The 14,881-nt window shown below is 67.5% G+C and carries 12 protein-coding genes; 1 reads left to right on the plus strand and 11 read right to left on the minus strand.

Translation table 11 applies throughout. The features are described from left to right. From GF405_09685 to uvrC, 3 genes are all read right to left on the minus strand, one after another. A partial coding sequence (locus GF405_09685; protein ID MBD3368423.1) for a tyrosine recombinase occupies positions 1 to 845 on the minus strand: 845 nt, incomplete at its 3' end. Next, complete coding sequence (locus GF405_09690; GenBank protein ID MBD3368424.1) at positions 838 to 1,524, minus strand: methylated-DNA--[protein]-cysteine S-methyltransferase; 687 nt, start codon at positions 1,522 to 1,524, stop codon at positions 838 to 840. The genes GF405_09690 and GF405_09685, both read right to left, overlap by 8 nt. Beyond that, on the minus strand, positions 1,478 to 3,295 hold the full coding sequence (gene uvrC / locus GF405_09695) for an excinuclease ABC subunit UvrC (protein MBD3368425.1): 1,818 nt from the start codon (positions 3,293 to 3,295) through the stop codon (positions 1,478 to 1,480). The genes GF405_09690 and uvrC overlap by 47 nt, the downstream gene beginning before the upstream one ends. A 174-nt stretch (positions 3,296 to 3,469) precedes the next feature. Here uvrC and rpsT point away from each other — a divergent pair, with 174 nt between their 5' ends. Further along, on the plus strand, positions 3,470 to 3,727 hold the full coding sequence (gene rpsT / locus GF405_09700; protein ID MBD3368426.1) for a 30S ribosomal protein S20: 258 nt from the start codon (positions 3,470 to 3,472) through the stop codon (positions 3,725 to 3,727). 95 nt (positions 3,728 to 3,822) lie between these two features. On the opposite strand, the gene GF405_09705 is transcribed toward rpsT, so the two are convergent. The 8 genes from GF405_09705 to GF405_09740 all read right to left on the minus strand — a co-directional run bounded on the left by GF405_09705 (position 3,823) and on the right by GF405_09740 (position 14,787). Continuing rightward, positions 3,823 to 5,529 carry a proline--tRNA ligase gene (locus GF405_09705; protein ID MBD3368427.1) on the minus strand — a complete coding sequence of 569 codons (1,707 nt, stop codon included), beginning with the start codon at positions 5,527 to 5,529 and terminating at the stop codon, positions 3,823 to 3,825. After that, positions 5,526 to 6,131 carry an HD domain-containing protein gene (locus GF405_09710; protein ID MBD3368428.1) on the minus strand — a complete coding sequence of 202 codons (606 nt, stop codon included), beginning with the start codon at positions 6,129 to 6,131 and terminating at the stop codon, positions 5,526 to 5,528. The genes GF405_09705 and GF405_09710 overlap by 4 nt, the downstream gene beginning before the upstream one ends. Then, positions 6,128 to 7,597 carry a hypothetical protein gene (locus tag GF405_09715; protein ID MBD3368429.1) on the minus strand — a complete coding sequence of 490 codons (1,470 nt, stop codon included), beginning with the start codon at positions 7,595 to 7,597 and terminating at the stop codon, positions 6,128 to 6,130. The genes GF405_09710 and GF405_09715 overlap by 4 nt, the downstream gene beginning before the upstream one ends. Continuing rightward, positions 7,594 to 8,793 (minus strand): hypothetical protein, encoded by a 1,200-nt coding sequence (locus GF405_09720; protein ID MBD3368430.1) that lies wholly within the window; start codon positions 8,791 to 8,793, stop codon positions 7,594 to 7,596. The genes GF405_09715 and GF405_09720 overlap by 4 nt, the downstream gene beginning before the upstream one ends. After that, positions 8,790 to 9,614, minus strand: coding sequence for a 4-hydroxy-tetrahydrodipicolinate reductase (locus GF405_09725; GenBank protein ID MBD3368431.1), 825 nt, complete (start codon positions 9,612 to 9,614; stop codon positions 8,790 to 8,792). The genes GF405_09720 and GF405_09725 overlap by 4 nt, the downstream gene beginning before the upstream one ends. Before the next feature lie 130 nt (positions 9,615 to 9,744). Next, positions 9,745 to 12,078: a response regulator gene (locus tag GF405_09730; protein ID MBD3368432.1), complete on the minus strand. Its 2,334-nt coding sequence runs from the start codon at positions 12,076 to 12,078 to the stop codon at positions 9,745 to 9,747. A 28-nt stretch (positions 12,079 to 12,106) separates the two neighbouring features. After that, positions 12,107 to 13,558 (minus strand): hypothetical protein, encoded by a 1,452-nt coding sequence (locus tag GF405_09735; protein MBD3368433.1) that lies wholly within the window; start codon positions 13,556 to 13,558, stop codon positions 12,107 to 12,109. 89 nt (positions 13,559 to 13,647) lie between these two features. Next, a complete protein-coding gene (locus tag GF405_09740; protein MBD3368434.1) occupies positions 13,648 to 14,787 on the minus strand; it encodes a KamA family radical SAM protein in 1,140 nt (379 codons plus the stop codon). Between the last annotated feature and the right edge of the window lie 94 nt (positions 14,788 to 14,881).

A 14,881-nucleotide genomic window follows, 5' to 3' on the forward strand; every position in this document is an offset into this window, starting at 1 on the left:
AGCAGCTCCTGCACGATGCGCAGGTCGCATCCACCCTCGAGCAGGTGGGTCGCGAACGAATGCCTGAGCGTGTGCGGCTTCACTCTTCCGCGGACTCCTGCCCGTACCGATTCATCCCGGAGTATCTTCCAGTAGCCCATGCGGGACAGCGGCCGGCCGCGGACGCTCAGAAAGAGCACATCGGTCGCGGGCCGTCCCTGTCGGAGGCCCGCGGCCACGAGCTCCGGCCGCACCTCCGCGCGGTACCGCCGGATCCAGAGGACGGCCTGCCCGCCGACAGGGACGATCCTCTCCTTGGAGCCCTTGCCCATGATCCGGACGTAGCCTTCTTCGAGCGCGAGGCCCGATATCTCGAGCGCGAGAAGCTCGGAGACCCTCAGGCCGGCGCCGTAGGCCACCTCGAACATGGCCCGGTTCCTGATGCCGAGCGGTCTCGACGTGTCGACCGATTCGAGCAGTCGTTCGACCTCGTGATACGGGAGGACGTCAGGCAGTTTCTTCAGGGGACGTTCCGGTGACACGTTGACCGTGGGGTCTTTCCGGACGTCGCCGTTCGCGACGAGGAAGCGATGAAGACCCCGGACCGACGATAGCGTTCTGGCCACCGTTCTCTCCGACACACCCCCCGCACGGCGGGAGCGGAGGAACTGCTCGACGTCTCGTTCGCGGACGTCGGCCGGTCCCGGGATACCCTGCTCCTCGAGGAACCGGACGTAGAACGCGAGGTCGCTCCGGTAGGATGTGACGGTGTTCCGGGAGAGGCCGCGCTCGGCCGTCAGATGGGCGAGATAGTCGTCTACCGCCTCGTCGAGCGCGGTCGGCGTACTGGAGGCAGCCTCAGTCACCGGTGTCTCCCGTGTCGTCCAGAAGGAAGCGGATCCGGCGCCGCGTCGTCGACGGATCGGCGCCGAGTCCGAGATCGTACTGACCGGTCTCGATGGCGATGAGGCGGCGCTTCATGTCCGGCCCTCCGCAGGAGTATCCGCCGAGTTCGCCGTCGCTCTGGACGACCCGGTGACACGGGATGACGATCGGGAGCCTGTTTTTCGAGAGCGCCTGACCGACGGCCTGCATGGCGCGCGGGGCCCCGATGGCCTGAGCGATCGACTTGTAGGTCCTCAGAGAGCCGTAGGGGATCGAACGTGTGGCCTGCAGCACGTCCCGGGAAAACGGCGAGAGACCGTCCAGGTCGAGCTGGAGCGAGAACTCGGTCGGGTCCCCTGCGAGATAGGCGCGGATGGCGTCCGCCACGAAGCGGAGCCCGATGCGGTCCTCGACGACGAGCCGGCTCTGTCCGGATGCGATGCCGCCGAGCTCCTCCCTGGGATCGAGATCCTGCGAGAAGACCACGTGGCGGAGCCCCGCCTCGCTCCGTATGACCAGGAACGTCCCGAGATCGGTCTCGAACGTGGCGTACCTGAGAAGCGCCTTGCCGGCGTCCCCCCCGCCGCGCTCCGTGACGATCGGAACGTCGCGTTCAGTCCGAGAGCGCTTCCTTGATCCTCTCCGCTGTTCGTCTGCCAATCCCGGGTACCTCCATGAGGGCCTCGACCGAGCTTCCGGCGACCGCCGCCGGGGAGCCGAAGTGCTTGAGCAGTGCCTCCTTGCGTTCGGGACCGACCCCCGCGATGGCGTCGAGGGCCGAGCGGCGGGTCTCCCGGTCGCGGAGCGTTCTGTGGTACGTCACGCTGAAGCGATGGACCTCGTCACGGGCCCGGATGAGAAGGCGCCGGGCCAGTGGGTGGTCGTCGAGTGAGAGCGGCGTGCTGCGGCCCGGTACGAAGACCTCCTCCTCCCGCTTCGCGATGGCGGCCAGCGCGATGCCGCGTTCGCCCGCCCTGCTCACGGCGGCCCGCGCGGACGACAGCTGCCCCTTACCTCCGTCGATCAGCATGAGGTCGGGGCGCTCGACGTCACCCTTGCGCGCCCGGCGAAGGTGTCGACCGACGACCTCCCGGATCATAGCATAATCGTCGCTCCCCTTCACCGAGTTGATGCGGTACCGGCGGTAGAGGGAGCGGTCCGGCCTGCCGTCGCGGAACGTCACGACGGTCCCGACGGCGAGTGCGCCCGAGACGTTCGAGATGTCGACGGCCGCCAGAAAGCGCGGGGGGCGACTGAGACCGAGCGCCTCCCCCAGCCGGACCACGGCCCTGGGAGGCCGCCGCGCCTCGAACACCCGCCTGAGAGCGTCCTCCGCGTTCTCGGCGGCGAACGAGACGAGCAACCGCTTCTTCCCCCTCCGCGGGGCATGCAGACGAACCCGTCGGCCGGCCCGTTCGGAGAGCCACCCGGCGATGGCCTCGCCGTCCTCGGGCTCTCCGTCGACCAGCACCTCGGAGGGAACGTCCGACGAGAGGGCGTAGAACTGTTTGAGGAGCGACGCCAGCATCTCGCCGTCCCCGGTCTCGGGACCGACGTCGAGCGGGAGGCTCTCGCAGGCGACGAGCTTGCCGGCCCGCACCCTGACGACGGAGGCGACCGTGTAGCCCGCGTGCCGCGCGACCGCGACCGCGTCCTGGTCGGCGCCGTTGGCCGTCAGCACGCGCTGTCTCCTGAGGATTGTGTCGATGTCCCGGATGCGGTCTCTGAGTGCTGCCGCCTCCTCGAAGCGGCGCTCGCGCGAGGCGGCCTCCATCCGTTCGGTCAGGAGCGCGACGACGTGACCTCCCCGACCGTCCAGGAAGAGACACAGCTCGTCGATCATCTGACGGTACTCGTCCATCGATACGAGGCCGACGCAGGGCGCGTTGCACCGTCCTATCTGCTCGTTGAGGCACGGGCGCTCGCGGACCCGGAACGTCTTGCACTGTCTGATCGGGAAGACCTGTCGCACCATTCGAAGGGTCCTCCGCATCGCGCGGGCGTCGGTGTACGGTCCGAAGTACCGCGACCCGTCCTGTCGGACGTTCCTCGTGACCGAGACACGGGGGTAGTCCTCGCCGAGCGTGACCTTGATGAACGGATAGCGCTTGTCGTCCCGCAGCTTGACGTTGTACCTGGGGCGGTGTTCCTTGATGAGGTTGGACTCGAGGATGAGCGCCTCGGTCTCCGACTCCGTGACGATGAACGAGAGCGATGCCAGCTTGCGGCGGAGAATGGCCACCTTGCGGTCGGCCGTCGCGGCGGAGCCCGTGTACGTCCTCAGGCGGTTCCTGAGGTTGAGCGCCTTCCCGACGTATATGACGCGGTCGCTCCTGTCCCGGAGCAGATAGACCCCCGGCCTGGCCGGCGCCGTGGGAAACGACCTCGCTCCCGCCATGCGTCCTCCCGAAGAACCGCGCTGCGCTCCCATACGGCAACCTTTAGCCCGCGGGCGGGCCGGTGTCAACCGGCCGGGACGCCCGGGCAGGTACCAGGTTGATGGCCTTGACGCGGGGCGCTCTCGCTGGTATATTCATGCATTCGATGATGTCCACGGCGTGGCCGGCGGCACCCGGCTCCGCGCGAACCATGGAGGGAACGACGCATGCCGCACATGAAGTCCGCGAAGAAGCGGCTGAGGCAGGACGAGAAGCTTCAGATGAGGAACCGGGGCATCCGCTCCCGGATGCAGACGGCCATCAGAAGGGCCAACGAGGCCTCTCCCGAGGATCGTGAGGCGGCCGTGAGGCGCGCCGTGTCCGCCATCGATCGGGCCGTCAAGGCCGGTGTCATCAAGAAGGCAACGGCCAGCAGAAAGAAGTCCACTCTGATGAAGCAGCCGTCGTCCGAGAGCGACGCCTGAGCCTCACGACCCGCTAACGAAAAGAAACGGCCGGGACTCCATCCGGAGACCCGGCCGTTCGCATGTCGTAGAACCTCCGCCTCTCACAGCTTCGGCTAGCCGATCGCGTCGAGGATTTCGAGGATGCCCTCGACGGCGTCCTCCACCGGAACCTCTGTGGTCTCCCCCGTTCTCCTGACGCGCACTTCGACGATCCCCTTCTTGAGTCCGCGGTCACCCACGGTCACCCGCACAGGCAGACCGATCAGGTCCGCGTCGTTGAACTTCGCCCCCGGGGAGTCCTCTCGGTCGTCGAGCAGCACCTCGACGCCTCGCTCACTGAGCTCGCCGTAGAGACGCTCCGAAAGCTCGACGCACGCGTCGCTCTTCATGCTGACCGTCAGGATCTCGATCTGGAATGGTGCGACGCTCTTCGGCCAGATGATGCCGTCGTCGTCGTGGTGCTGCTCAATGACGGCCGCGACCGTTCTCGAGACCCCGAGGCCGTAGCAGCCCATCACGAGAGGCATGGCGACGCCGTCCTCGTTGAGATAGGTCGCCTTCATCGCGTCCGAGTACTTGGTTCCGAGCTTGAAGGCCTGACTCACCTCGATGCCGCGGAAGGAGGACATCTCCTTCCCGCACGCAGCGCAGCTGTCGCCGGCCTTCACGAGCGCCACGTCGTGATAGGCCGCGGGCTCGAAGTCCCTTCCCGGTCGGACGTTCACATAGTGAGCGTCCCTCTCGTTCGCGCCGACGACGGCCGACTGGAGCGGCTCGACCGTGTGGTCCGCTATGACCTCGACGCCCTCGAGCCCGACCGGACCGGCGAACCCGACGGGGGCCTTCGTGACCCTCTCGATCGTCTCGGGATCGGAGGGCTCGACGAGGTCGGCCCCGAGGCAGGCCGCGATCTTCGCCTCGTTGATGTCCCGGTCGCCACGGATCAGGACGGCGACGGTCCTGCCGTCGACCTGGTAGAGGATCGTCTTGACCAGACGTTCCGCCGGGACCTTGAGGAACGCCGAGACCTCCTCGATGGTCCGCATCTCCGGCGTTTCGACGCGTTCGAGCTCGCCCTCCTCGCCGACGTCGCTCGGCGGCGCGATGGCGCCCTCCGCCCGCTCGTCCGTGGCGGCGTAGCCGCAGTCGCAGACGATGACCTCCGACTCGCCCGTGTCCGAGAGGACCATGAACTCGTGCGAGTGGCTTCCGCCGATCGCCCCGGTGGCGGCCTCGACCGGGCGGAAGTCGAGCCCGCACCGTTGGAAGATGCGCGTGTACGCATCGCAGATCGTGTCGTACGTCTCCGAAAGCGACGCGTCGTCTCGGTGGAAGCTGTAGGCGTCCTTCATGATGAACTCGCGCGCTCTGACGACCCCGAACCGGGGCCGCACCTCGTCGCGGAACTTCGTCTGGATCTGGTAGAGCGTGAACGGAAGCTCCCTGTAGGAGCGGATCTCGTTCCGGACGATGTCGGTCACGACCTCCTCGTGGGTCGGCCCGAGCGCGAACTCGCGGCCGTTCCTGTCACGGACACGCCACAGTTCCTTGCCGTAGATGTCCCACCGGCCGGTCTCGCGCCAGAGCTCGGCCGGGCTGATGACCGGCATGAGGATCTCCTGGCACCCGACGGCGTCCATCTCCTCCCGGACGATCCGCTCGACCTTCCGGATGGCCCGCCACCCGAGCGGCAGGTAGTTGTAGACGCCTGAGGTCAGCTTCCGCATCAGTCCCGCGCGGAGCATCAGGCGGTGGCTCGTCGTCTCCGCGTCCGAGGGGTCTTCCTTGTGCGTGGGGATCAGCGCGCTGGTCCACTTCATGATGTTCCTGACTGCTCCTGTTGGCGTTCACGTTGCCTGAGCTCGAGAAGCTCGGCGAAGAGCCTCTCGACCTCGTCGAACTCGAAGTCACGTGTGTTGTCCACGTAGTCCCAGAAGTCGTCGAGCATCCTGTTGCCGGCGGCCTCGTACTGGAAGGCCTGCGTGAACATCTCGATCTTGTCGGCGGCCCGCACGAGCTTGCCCTCGACCGAGGAGCGATCGGCGAACTCTCGCCAGAGCGACAGGTATCGCTCACCCTCCTCGAGCCCCTCGAACAGGTTCTCGAGGATCCTGAGCTCCGTTGCCTCTTTCTCCTTCTCCCCGAGGAACCTCGCGGCCGGCGCGTGGATGTCGCCGAGCATGTGCTCCGGAAGGTCGTGCAGGATCGCTATGCGAAGGACCTTCTCGACATCGATGTCGAGCTTCATGCGGTCGGCCAGCAGCATCGCAATGAACGAAACCGCGTACGAGTGGTCGGCGACGCTCTCGCCGCCGGTGACGCCGCGGACCCTCCAGCCCATGCGGGGGATCGTCTTGAGCTCGTTCGCCTGGAGAATGACCTCCAGGAACCGGCTGCCCCCTCTGTCTCTCCAACGGCTCACCTGGACTCCCCGCCGGTGTCCCCAGTTGACGCGCCGGCCGCCTCGATGATGCGGCCGACGTTCAGGTCGTAGCCCTCGTGGCGCAGTATAGCCTGCTTCGTCCGGACATCATAGAGCTCGATGACGGGAGTCTCCACGGAATCGAGTCCCCCTGAGAAAGCGGGGACCTGATTCAGCTCGCTCGACGACACGACGCGTGCTTTCGGACCGAGCAGCAGCTTGAGCCGCTCGACCGACCCCGGGTCCCCGAGCGCGATGTACGTGACGTCGGCGCCGCGGACGGCCAGCGCCGAGGCGATGATGGGGAGCATGCGAACGTCCGGCTCATTGGCCGGATCGGAGGCGACCCACGCCGTCACCGGCACCGCCCCGCCGGGCGGGGTCTGGTCCGGAGAGACGTCGAACGCGAGGCTTCGCTCGTCGCCCGGCTCGAGCCGGACCTCGAGCATCTTCACGAGAGGGTCCCCCTGCTCGTCGCGGACCCCCGCCGCGACGACGTATCGTCCGTCGCCGAGCTCGGCGACGAAGCGGCCGTCCTCGTCCGCCGCCGCGCCGAGCGCGTCGAGCGGCACGAGCGCTCCCTCGCTGAACACGGAGATCGAGAAGTGTTCGAAACCGGCCGCCGGCCCCCCGGACGAGAGGAACGTCAGTTCGAGGTTCGCGGTCGATGTATAGCGCTCGGTGACCAGCCGGGTCTCGAAGCCCGCGCTCGCCTCGACGATCGAGACGCTCGCCCGGTGGTCCCGCTCGACGCGCCCGACGTCGCCCAGCGACGCCGGCTCGAGCGGGTAGAGCGGCACCCACGTCGCGCCGTTGTGGAACTCGATCCAGCTCATGCTGCCGTCGGCGCTCCCCCGGACGGGCGTACGAACGCGTCGGCACGGCAGCCCGACGGCCCGAAGCGCCGCCGTCGTCAGGATGGCGATCTCCGTCTCGGTGCCCGATCCGGCGGCCAGCGTGAAGAGCGGCGGCTGGAGCGGGCCGAAGAAGCCGCGCTCACGTTCCGAGACGGCCGCCGCGATCGCCTCGTTGATCCGAGCGGCCAGACGCCGCGGGGCTTCCTCCTCGAACCACAGGTCGCGCAGCGGACCCCGCCATGCCTCGACCGGCTCCCGGTCGATACGGTAGGTGAGCACGTACGGGAGGAAAAGGGAGTCAGGGAGGCCGCCCCGCGTCTCGAACGCGACCGACACGTGCTCTGTCAGTGCTCCCGTCGTCATCTCGAGGCGATCGAGATGGGGCATCCGTTCGATGAGCCACAGCGCCGCGTCGCGCTCCTCGCCGGTCAACTGCGCGAGGGCGTCGGCGAGCTCGGGGGCGTTAGTCCCGGCGTCATCGAGCGCAGAGGCCAGCGCCTCGCGGTCTTCCTCGGCGACGAGCTCGAGCACGTCCGGAGACCAGGCCGGCCCCTCGGCCTCGGCTGCCGCGGCCAGGATGAGAGCGAAGGCGATGAGCGTCCGCATCATTCGTCTTCCCCCCCGCCCGGCGCGTGCACGAGCCGGAAGACGCCCTCGAAGGGACGCCGCTCGGTGAACTCGAGAGCGGCGTCGGTCGTGTCGCCCGCCGTCACCGAGACCAGCTTCCAGTCGTGTCCGAGCGAGTCGCCCGCCGAGACGACGTAACGGCCGTCACCGAGAGCGATCTCCGCGGTCCCGTCTTCATCCGTTCTCGGTCCGGCGATGGCACGGAGCGCGCCGAAGTTCCAGAGCGAGACGGCGATCCTCTCGTCAGACACCGGCCCGCCGGCCCTTTCGCACGAGACGCGGAGGACGCCGGTCGGTCCGTAGCGCTCGGTCGAGTTGACGAGCGCGAATCGTTCCTCGCGGCGGTAGACGTCCTCACCGGCCGCCGGCTCGCCGAAGACCGCCGACAGCACGAGGGCGGCCTCGCCTGCCGGACCGGAGAACCACGCGTCGTCGAGCTCGTCGCGCGGCTCGCAGGCCCCCGTGTAGTGCCACGCGCCGTCGACCCAGAGCTCCGTCCAGGCGTGATTGTTGTCCGAGGCGGCCCAGTAGGGCGTCCACGCCTGGCGCGCTGGGATGCAGACACTCCGGAGCGCCGAGATGTGCACGATCATCATCTCCTCGCACCGGCCGTACCCGGACGCCAGCGTCTCGAAGACGCCCTGGTCGCGGCGCTGGGTCGGCTGGAAGCCGACGCGTTCACCGCACCATCTGTTGACCTCGAGGGCCGCCTCCCTCATGGAGGTCGTGCCCTCGAGCCTGGCCGAGAGCTCCCGGTAGAGGAACGGGCGCCAGGGCTCCAGCGGCTCCTGCGACACGCGCGGCGGCAGCACGTAGGTCAGGTAGACGTCCTCCGGAACGGTCGCTCCCCACGGGAACCGCTCCCTGGCCTCGCGCGCCAGGGCGACCGTCTCGAGCAGGAACGCCCGCTCGACGCGTGCGAGGTCGACCGTCGGCATGTTCGACAGAATGAACGCGAGCGCCTCCCGGTCGCCCGCCGGGGCATCCGAGAGCGCGTGTGCGAGCGTCGGTCCGTTCCGGCCGGCGCGCTCGACGGCCTCGGCGACCGCCTCGAGCCGCTCGGGCGGCACGAGTTCGGCGAGGTCGATGCCGTCGACCACGTGACGGTCGCAGGACGATGTGAACGCCGCGAAGGCTACAAGAGCCAGGGCCGCGAGTCCGCGCAGCCGCCCGCTCACGACGCACCGTCCGTCTCGGCCAGGCCCAGGGCGTGTTCCATACCGTAGAATCCCGGCTCAGCCCCGGCCGCGAAGCGCGCCGCGTAGAGCGCGCCCTCGGCGAAGGCTCTTCTGGACAGCGCTTCGTGGCTGAGCGTAACCACCTCGAGATCGGTCATGAAGTGCACGTCGTGTCGCCCCGCGACCGAGCCGCCGCGTACGGAGTGGACCCCGATCTCGCCGGACGGCCTCGGGCCCGTCATCCCGTGACGGCCGTAGAGCGCCGTGTTCTCCGGGGCGACGTCGCGTGCCTCCGAGAGCAGCTCGACGATGCGGGACGCCGTACCGCTCGGGGCGTCCTTCTTCGCGCGATGGTGTGCCTCGACGATCTCGACATCGGCGGTCCCCCCCAGCGCGCGGTCGACGCGCTCGACCAGTCCGAAGAGCAGGTTGACGCCGACGCTCGTGTTCGGCGCAAGAACGACGGCCGCGGATCCGGCCGCCCTCCGGAGTGCCTCGCGAGCGTCGTCGTCGAGTCCTGTGGTTCCGACGACCAGGGCCGTGCCCGTCTTCCGGGCGAACTCCGCGCAGGCGAGCGTCTGCTCCCGAACGGAGAAGTCGACGACGACGTCGACCGCGTCCGGGCTGAACTCGTCGAGCGACCCGCGCACGGTCATCTCGATGCTCCCGCCCTCCCAGAGGTCGCAGAGCTTCATCCCGAGGTTCCTGTGGTCGCCGCGTTCGAGGCCGCCCGCGAGCACCATGTCGTCGCGTTCGATCACGGCCGATGCCGTCTCGGACCCCATGCGTCCGCAGATGCCGCTGACAACGATGCGAATCACGCCCGTCTCCCCTTCGGGTGAGGCTCGTCGGTCTGATTGCTCTCACTGGATAGTTAGCGGTCTGACGCGAGATGCGTCAAGGAGAAAGCGGTGCGGCGTGCGGGTTCACCGTCGCGTGCTGTCTGACGTGTCAGGAGGGCTGCTTGCGCGTTCCGCCCACGGCCTCATCGAGCGTGAGGCGGACGGCCCGTGCGATCTCCTTCGGGCCGAACGGCTTCTGCAGGAAGCGGTCGGCTCCCTGGACGAGCTCATTCGTGTCCTGATCCTGGGGGAATCCGCTCATGACGATCATCGGCACATCGAGGCCCTCTTCGGCCAACTTCTCCCACATCTCGTGGCCGCCCATCTCGGGCATCACGACGTCGGTCATCACCAGCGAGACATCGCGGCCGTTCTCCCGATACGATTCGAGAGCCTCCCGGCCGTTGTTGACGTCGACCACCTCGTAGCCCTGGGCCTCGAGGACCTCGCGGATCATCGTGCGGACGCTCGCGTCGTCCTCAACGACGAGGATCTTCTCACGGCCGGTCAGCACGTGCGTCTTCGGCTCGGTCTCGCTCGCCGCTTCCTCCTCGGGCACGCGCATCGGCAGATAGATGCTGAAGGTCGTCCCCTCGCCACGCTCGCTCGTGACGTCCACGAACCCTCCGTGCCTGCGAACGACGCTGAAGACGATCGAGAGACCGAGGCCGGTTCCCCGCCCCTCCTCCTTGGTCGTGAAGAACGGCTCGAAGATCCGCTCCCTGGTCTCCTCGTCCATGCCGACGCCGGTGTCCGATACCTCGATGACCTGGCATCTGTCGATCCCGGGGATGCTGAAGCGTCTGGCGAGCGGCCCGACGACCTCCAGACCGTGGGTCGAGACCGTCAGGCGTCCACCGTCGGGCATCGCGTCCCGGGCGTTGATCGCCAGGTTCATGATCATCTGGCTGATCTGCTGCTGGTCACCGACCATGAGAGGCAGGCTTTGCTCAAGGTCCAGCTCGATCTCCACGCCATCGCCGAGCATCCTCGCGATGAGCTTCATCGTGTCGGAGATGATGTCGTTCAGCCTGACCGGTCCCGTCCGAGCCTTGTCGCGCCGGCTGAAACTCAGGAGCTGCCGCGTGAGACCCGCGGCGCGCTCCGTCGCCATGACGATCTCCTTGAGTCCCGGGAGGTCGCGGTACTCCTCCGGCAGCTTCAGCGACAGGAGCTGGGCGTAGCCCTGGATCGTTGTCAGGAGATTGTTGAAGTCGTGGGCGATGCCTCCGGCAAGCTGGCCGATGGCCTCCATCTTCTTCGAATGGTGGTACTCGGCCTCGAGCTGGGCGCGTTCCTCGACCTCGCGCTCCCGGCCGATGGCGCGCGCCACAAGACCCGCGATGACCTCCAGCAGCTGGACGTCCTCGGGCGACCAGCGTCTGGCCTCGGCACACTGCTCGAAGCTGGCCCACCCGACGATCGAGCGCTGTACGGTGATCGGGATGAGGAGCACGGAACGCATGCCGGCCTCGGTGAGCGGAGCCGACTCGCTCTCGCCGAGCGACTCGACGTCGTCTATACGGATCGTCTCCCCGCGGCTCATGGCGTCGCGGTATCTCGGTACGTGGTCGATCGGGTGTACGGTGTCGCCCGTCGACAGCGACTCGTCGGAGACCCACTCGTTCGTGACGTTCGCCATGCGGCCGTCGCTCGTCCTTGAGAGAAGACGGACCCTGTCGAGCGACCAGGTGGATCCGACGCGCGCGATCACGTCGTCGAAGTGCTTGGTCGGGGTGTCGAAGTCCTTGAGCAGGACCTCGGACACGCGGTGCAGGAGTGACTGGTACAGGACCTGCCGTCTCAGGCGGCCGCGGGCGATGAGGTTCATGCGTCCGACGGACAGGATGGCGCCGATCGAAACGAAGAGGTCGAGGTCGTGTCCGGTGAGGCGGGGTTCCTGCGCCGCGTCCTCCCCCAGTGTACCGGCGACGAGCACCGTCTCGACCTCGCCGTGTCTCGTGTTCGGGATCCAGAGGAAGTACGGGAAGCCGAGCGCCTCACGGACCTCCGCGATCCACTCGGAGGGCTCCGTCTCCCCATTGACCGTGTGCGCGTGGCCCCACTCGGGACGGCGTATGGATGGGAGGTTCAGGTCCGACGGGGTGTCGTCGGCGGGATAGCCAAGCGCCGCGACGACCCGGAGCTGCGATCCGGACCCGCTGCGCTCGAGCACGACGGCCCGCTTCATCCAGAGTTCCGAGATGATCGACTTGAGCGCGGTCGCGTTGAGCTCCTCGAGCGAGCGCGCGCGGGAGATGCTGTTCTGGAACCCGGTCAGGAAGCCGAAGGCCTCCCGGGACCGCCTGACCTCCTGCGTCAGGTGGAGCACCTTGTAGTCCGCGCGGACGACCTCGCCGCCGAGCTTCTCGAGCCGGGACCGGAGGCCCCGGACCTGTCGCTCGAGCTCGTCGATCCGCTGCTGTCGCTCATCCTGGCTCATTGTCGACTCCAGGAGACGCGCGTACGCTCTACGCGTTCTCCGACAGAACGATCAGTACGCCCGTCCAGTCGAGGGCGCGCGAGCCGCCGAGGAACGGAGCGATCTCGACGCCCGAGTAGACGCCGAGGAGCGGCATGCGCGAGCCGATCGTCTCCTGGACGATTGCGCCCTCTTCCTCTCCGGCGCCGCAGAACCCGCTGGTCCGCCCCGCGCAGTCGATGTAGATGCCGAGGAACGGGTCCTCACCGTCCATCTCGGACAGCAGGTCCTCGGACACCTTTCTGGCGGACGACAGCATGTGCTCGTTCGAGCGCCGCATGATCTGCACCTGCTCGCCGGGACCGAAGTCCGACTCGAAAAGGACGACCGAACCGTCGTCGGGGTTGGCGGCCGCGATGAGGCGGTTCATGTACTCCTTCTCGTTGAAGTCGCCGTACGGGTCGGTCCCGCGGTTGGCCCCCAGCGTCACGAGCAGAGAGTACTGCTGCCAGTCCTTCGCCGCACCGGGACCGATGATGTCCTCGATGACGTTGAGCGCGGGACGTCCGTCCAGCTCACGGACGACCGGCCCCTGTATGTCGGTGATGGTGTGGTAGTCGCTCGCGGGCTGGCAGCCGTGACTGATGGCGTGGTGGACGTTGCAGTCGCCCGAGACCACGACGCCGACGGCGTGCTGCGTGACCGCCGACGTGTCGGCGAACACGTGAGCCGTGTTCCACTGGTAGTCCTTCATGAGGCCGGCACCGAGCACCGGGGCATGACCCTGCGGCAGCGCGCGCTCGACTCCCTTGATCAGCTGGCTGGCGAGGTTGACCGTCAGCGGCTGGGACTTCTTGATCGAATCGTAGAACAGGAGGATGGCCCGGGCGTCCTCGTCATCCATGTCGGAGACCATCCGGCCCAGCTTCTCTCCAGCCTGTTCCTCGCCGCTGTCGAGCTCACCGACCGCCATCGCTCTGAAGCGGACGTTGTCCGACTCGACCGTGGCGACACCTGCCTCGTAGCCGCCGTAGCTCGCCCGTTCGTTGGTGATGACGCCGACCGACGTGCCGCCGATCAGCGCGCTGTCTCCGACGACCTCGCGGACCGCGTCGAGGAACGCGATGGGGTCGTGGTTCCCGCCGCAGAAGGCCATAGTGAAGTCGCTGCGTCTGAGCGACCCGTTCGTCATCGCCTTCTCGGCGGCACGTCGACCGGCCTCCCGCGAGTCGCTCGTGTCCGCGTACCCGACGCCAGATCTCACGTTCTTCATCGTGCGGATCCTCCCCGGTGGTCCACTGGTTCGCCCCTCCAGCAGGGGCATGGTGAGCGCGGCTTCGGATGGGCCGAAGGCGCTATGCAGTCTCATCTGGTGGGTGATTAAGCAAGAGCCGTTCCAGCGCATGAGCTTGGAGCGCCCTTGATAAGGGGTGTTTCGGCTGTGCTGGAGAAGGGAGTGGAGCGTCCGGGGAGATACTGAGTCGTCAATCGCAGGTTGCATGAGGGCGCGACCGGTCGTCGCGCCCTCGCTGTGCACTTCATGAACAGCGGCCTGTGACGGCTCCCCGCCGCCGGCCGCCTCGAGCGTGGCTACTTGTGAGGCGTCTCGCCGGGAACGTCCAGTCGGGACGGCGCCGATGTCACGCGGCGCCGGGCGCGCTTGAGATGCTCCTCGGCGCGCTCGGGCGACCACCCCATCATGCGGACCTTATCGCCTCTGGCGATCGTGATGAGATGGGGAATGCAGAACCCCGACGTCTTGTTCTCGAGGGACCCCAGGATCCTGCTGGCCTCGTCCCCGTTCACCATGAAGTGCTCTGCGCCTGGCGCGTGGATTCCCCAGATCGCGTAGTACGGGAGGACCCGGTTCCGGACGAGCCGCTCGTAGAGCTCCCTCAGGACCTCCGGGTCGTCGTTGACGCCATGCAGAAGCGGACCCTGCTGCAGCAGCACGATGCCCGCGTCGGCCAGCATCCTGAGTCCACGTTCGACCTCCGGCGTGACCTCCCTCGGATGGACGAACGAGAACGTCATGAAGAACGGTTTGTAGCGCGCCAGGATCGAGACGAGCGACTCGGTGATGCGCGATGGAATGTAGATCGGGAAGCGTGATGTCATCCGGACGATCTCGACGTGGGGGATCTCCCGGATCGACGAGACCCAGTGATCGATCTCCTCGTCCTCGAGGATCAGGGGCTCCCCTCCGGTCACGATCACGTCGCGGATCGACTCATTCTCCCGGATGTAGTCGAGCGCCCGCTGACCCTCGGTCTCGGAGAGATGCTTGACCTTCCTCCCCTTCCTGAAGCAGAACCTGCAGTGTGAGGGGCAGGCCAGGGTGGGGATGAAGAGGAGCTTCCCCGGGTACCGGTGGATGATCCCCGGCACCGGCTGATACTGCGCCTCATCCTGATGGACGTCGTCGTCCTCCTCGCCGGGGCGGTAGCTGAGCTCGCTGGCCGACGGGACGACGACCTTCCTGAGCGGGTCGTCGGGATCCGCGGGATCGATCAGGTTGAGATAGTGTCTCGAGATGAGGACCGGGTACTCGGTCTTGAGAGCGTCGATAGCACGCCGCTCGTCCTCGGTCAGTGTGAGATGTCGTTCCAGCTCGGTGCGGCGCGTGATGACGCGCTCGAGGTCGCGGTGCCATTCGTCGGTACGTGACATGGGCCCTCCGAAGCCATTCGGGGTCGCAAGGGGGTCCAAACAACAGACCGCGGCGCGCATTCCCCCATCAAAGGGAGAACACACAACGCGGTAGCCGACGGATGAGCGAACGTACTATACCGCTGCCTCAGGAATCTGTCTAGTCATAAGTTGG

The sequence above is a fragment of the Candidatus Effluviviaceae Genus V sp. genome (assembly GCA_014728125.1).
Classification (GTDB): Bacteria; Joyebacterota; Joyebacteria; order Joyebacterales; family Joyebacteraceae; genus WJMD01.

Coding starts and splice junctions, on each gene's coding strand:
- rpsT (MBD3368426.1), top strand. CDS start 3,470: ATGCCGCACATGAAGTCCGCGAAGAAGCGGCTGAGGCAGGACGAGAAG.
- uvrC (MBD3368425.1), bottom strand. CDS start 3,295: ATGGGAGCGCAGCGCGGTTCTTCGGGAGGACGCATGGCGGGAGCGAGG.
- GF405_09740 (MBD3368434.1), bottom strand. CDS start 14,787: ATGCGCGCCGCGGTCTGTTGTTTGGACCCCCTTGCGACCCCGAATGGC.
- GF405_09705 (MBD3368427.1), bottom strand. CDS start 5,529: ATGAAGTGGACCAGCGCGCTGATCCCCACGCACAAGGAAGACCCCTCG.
- GF405_09715 (MBD3368429.1), bottom strand. CDS start 7,597: ATGATGCGGACGCTCATCGCCTTCGCTCTCATCCTGGCCGCGGCAGCC.
- GF405_09730 (MBD3368432.1), bottom strand. CDS start 12,078: ATGAGCCAGGATGAGCGACAGCAGCGGATCGACGAGCTCGAGCGACAG.
- GF405_09735 (MBD3368433.1), bottom strand. CDS start 13,558: ATGCAACCTGCGATTGACGACTCAGTATCTCCCCGGACGCTCCACTCC.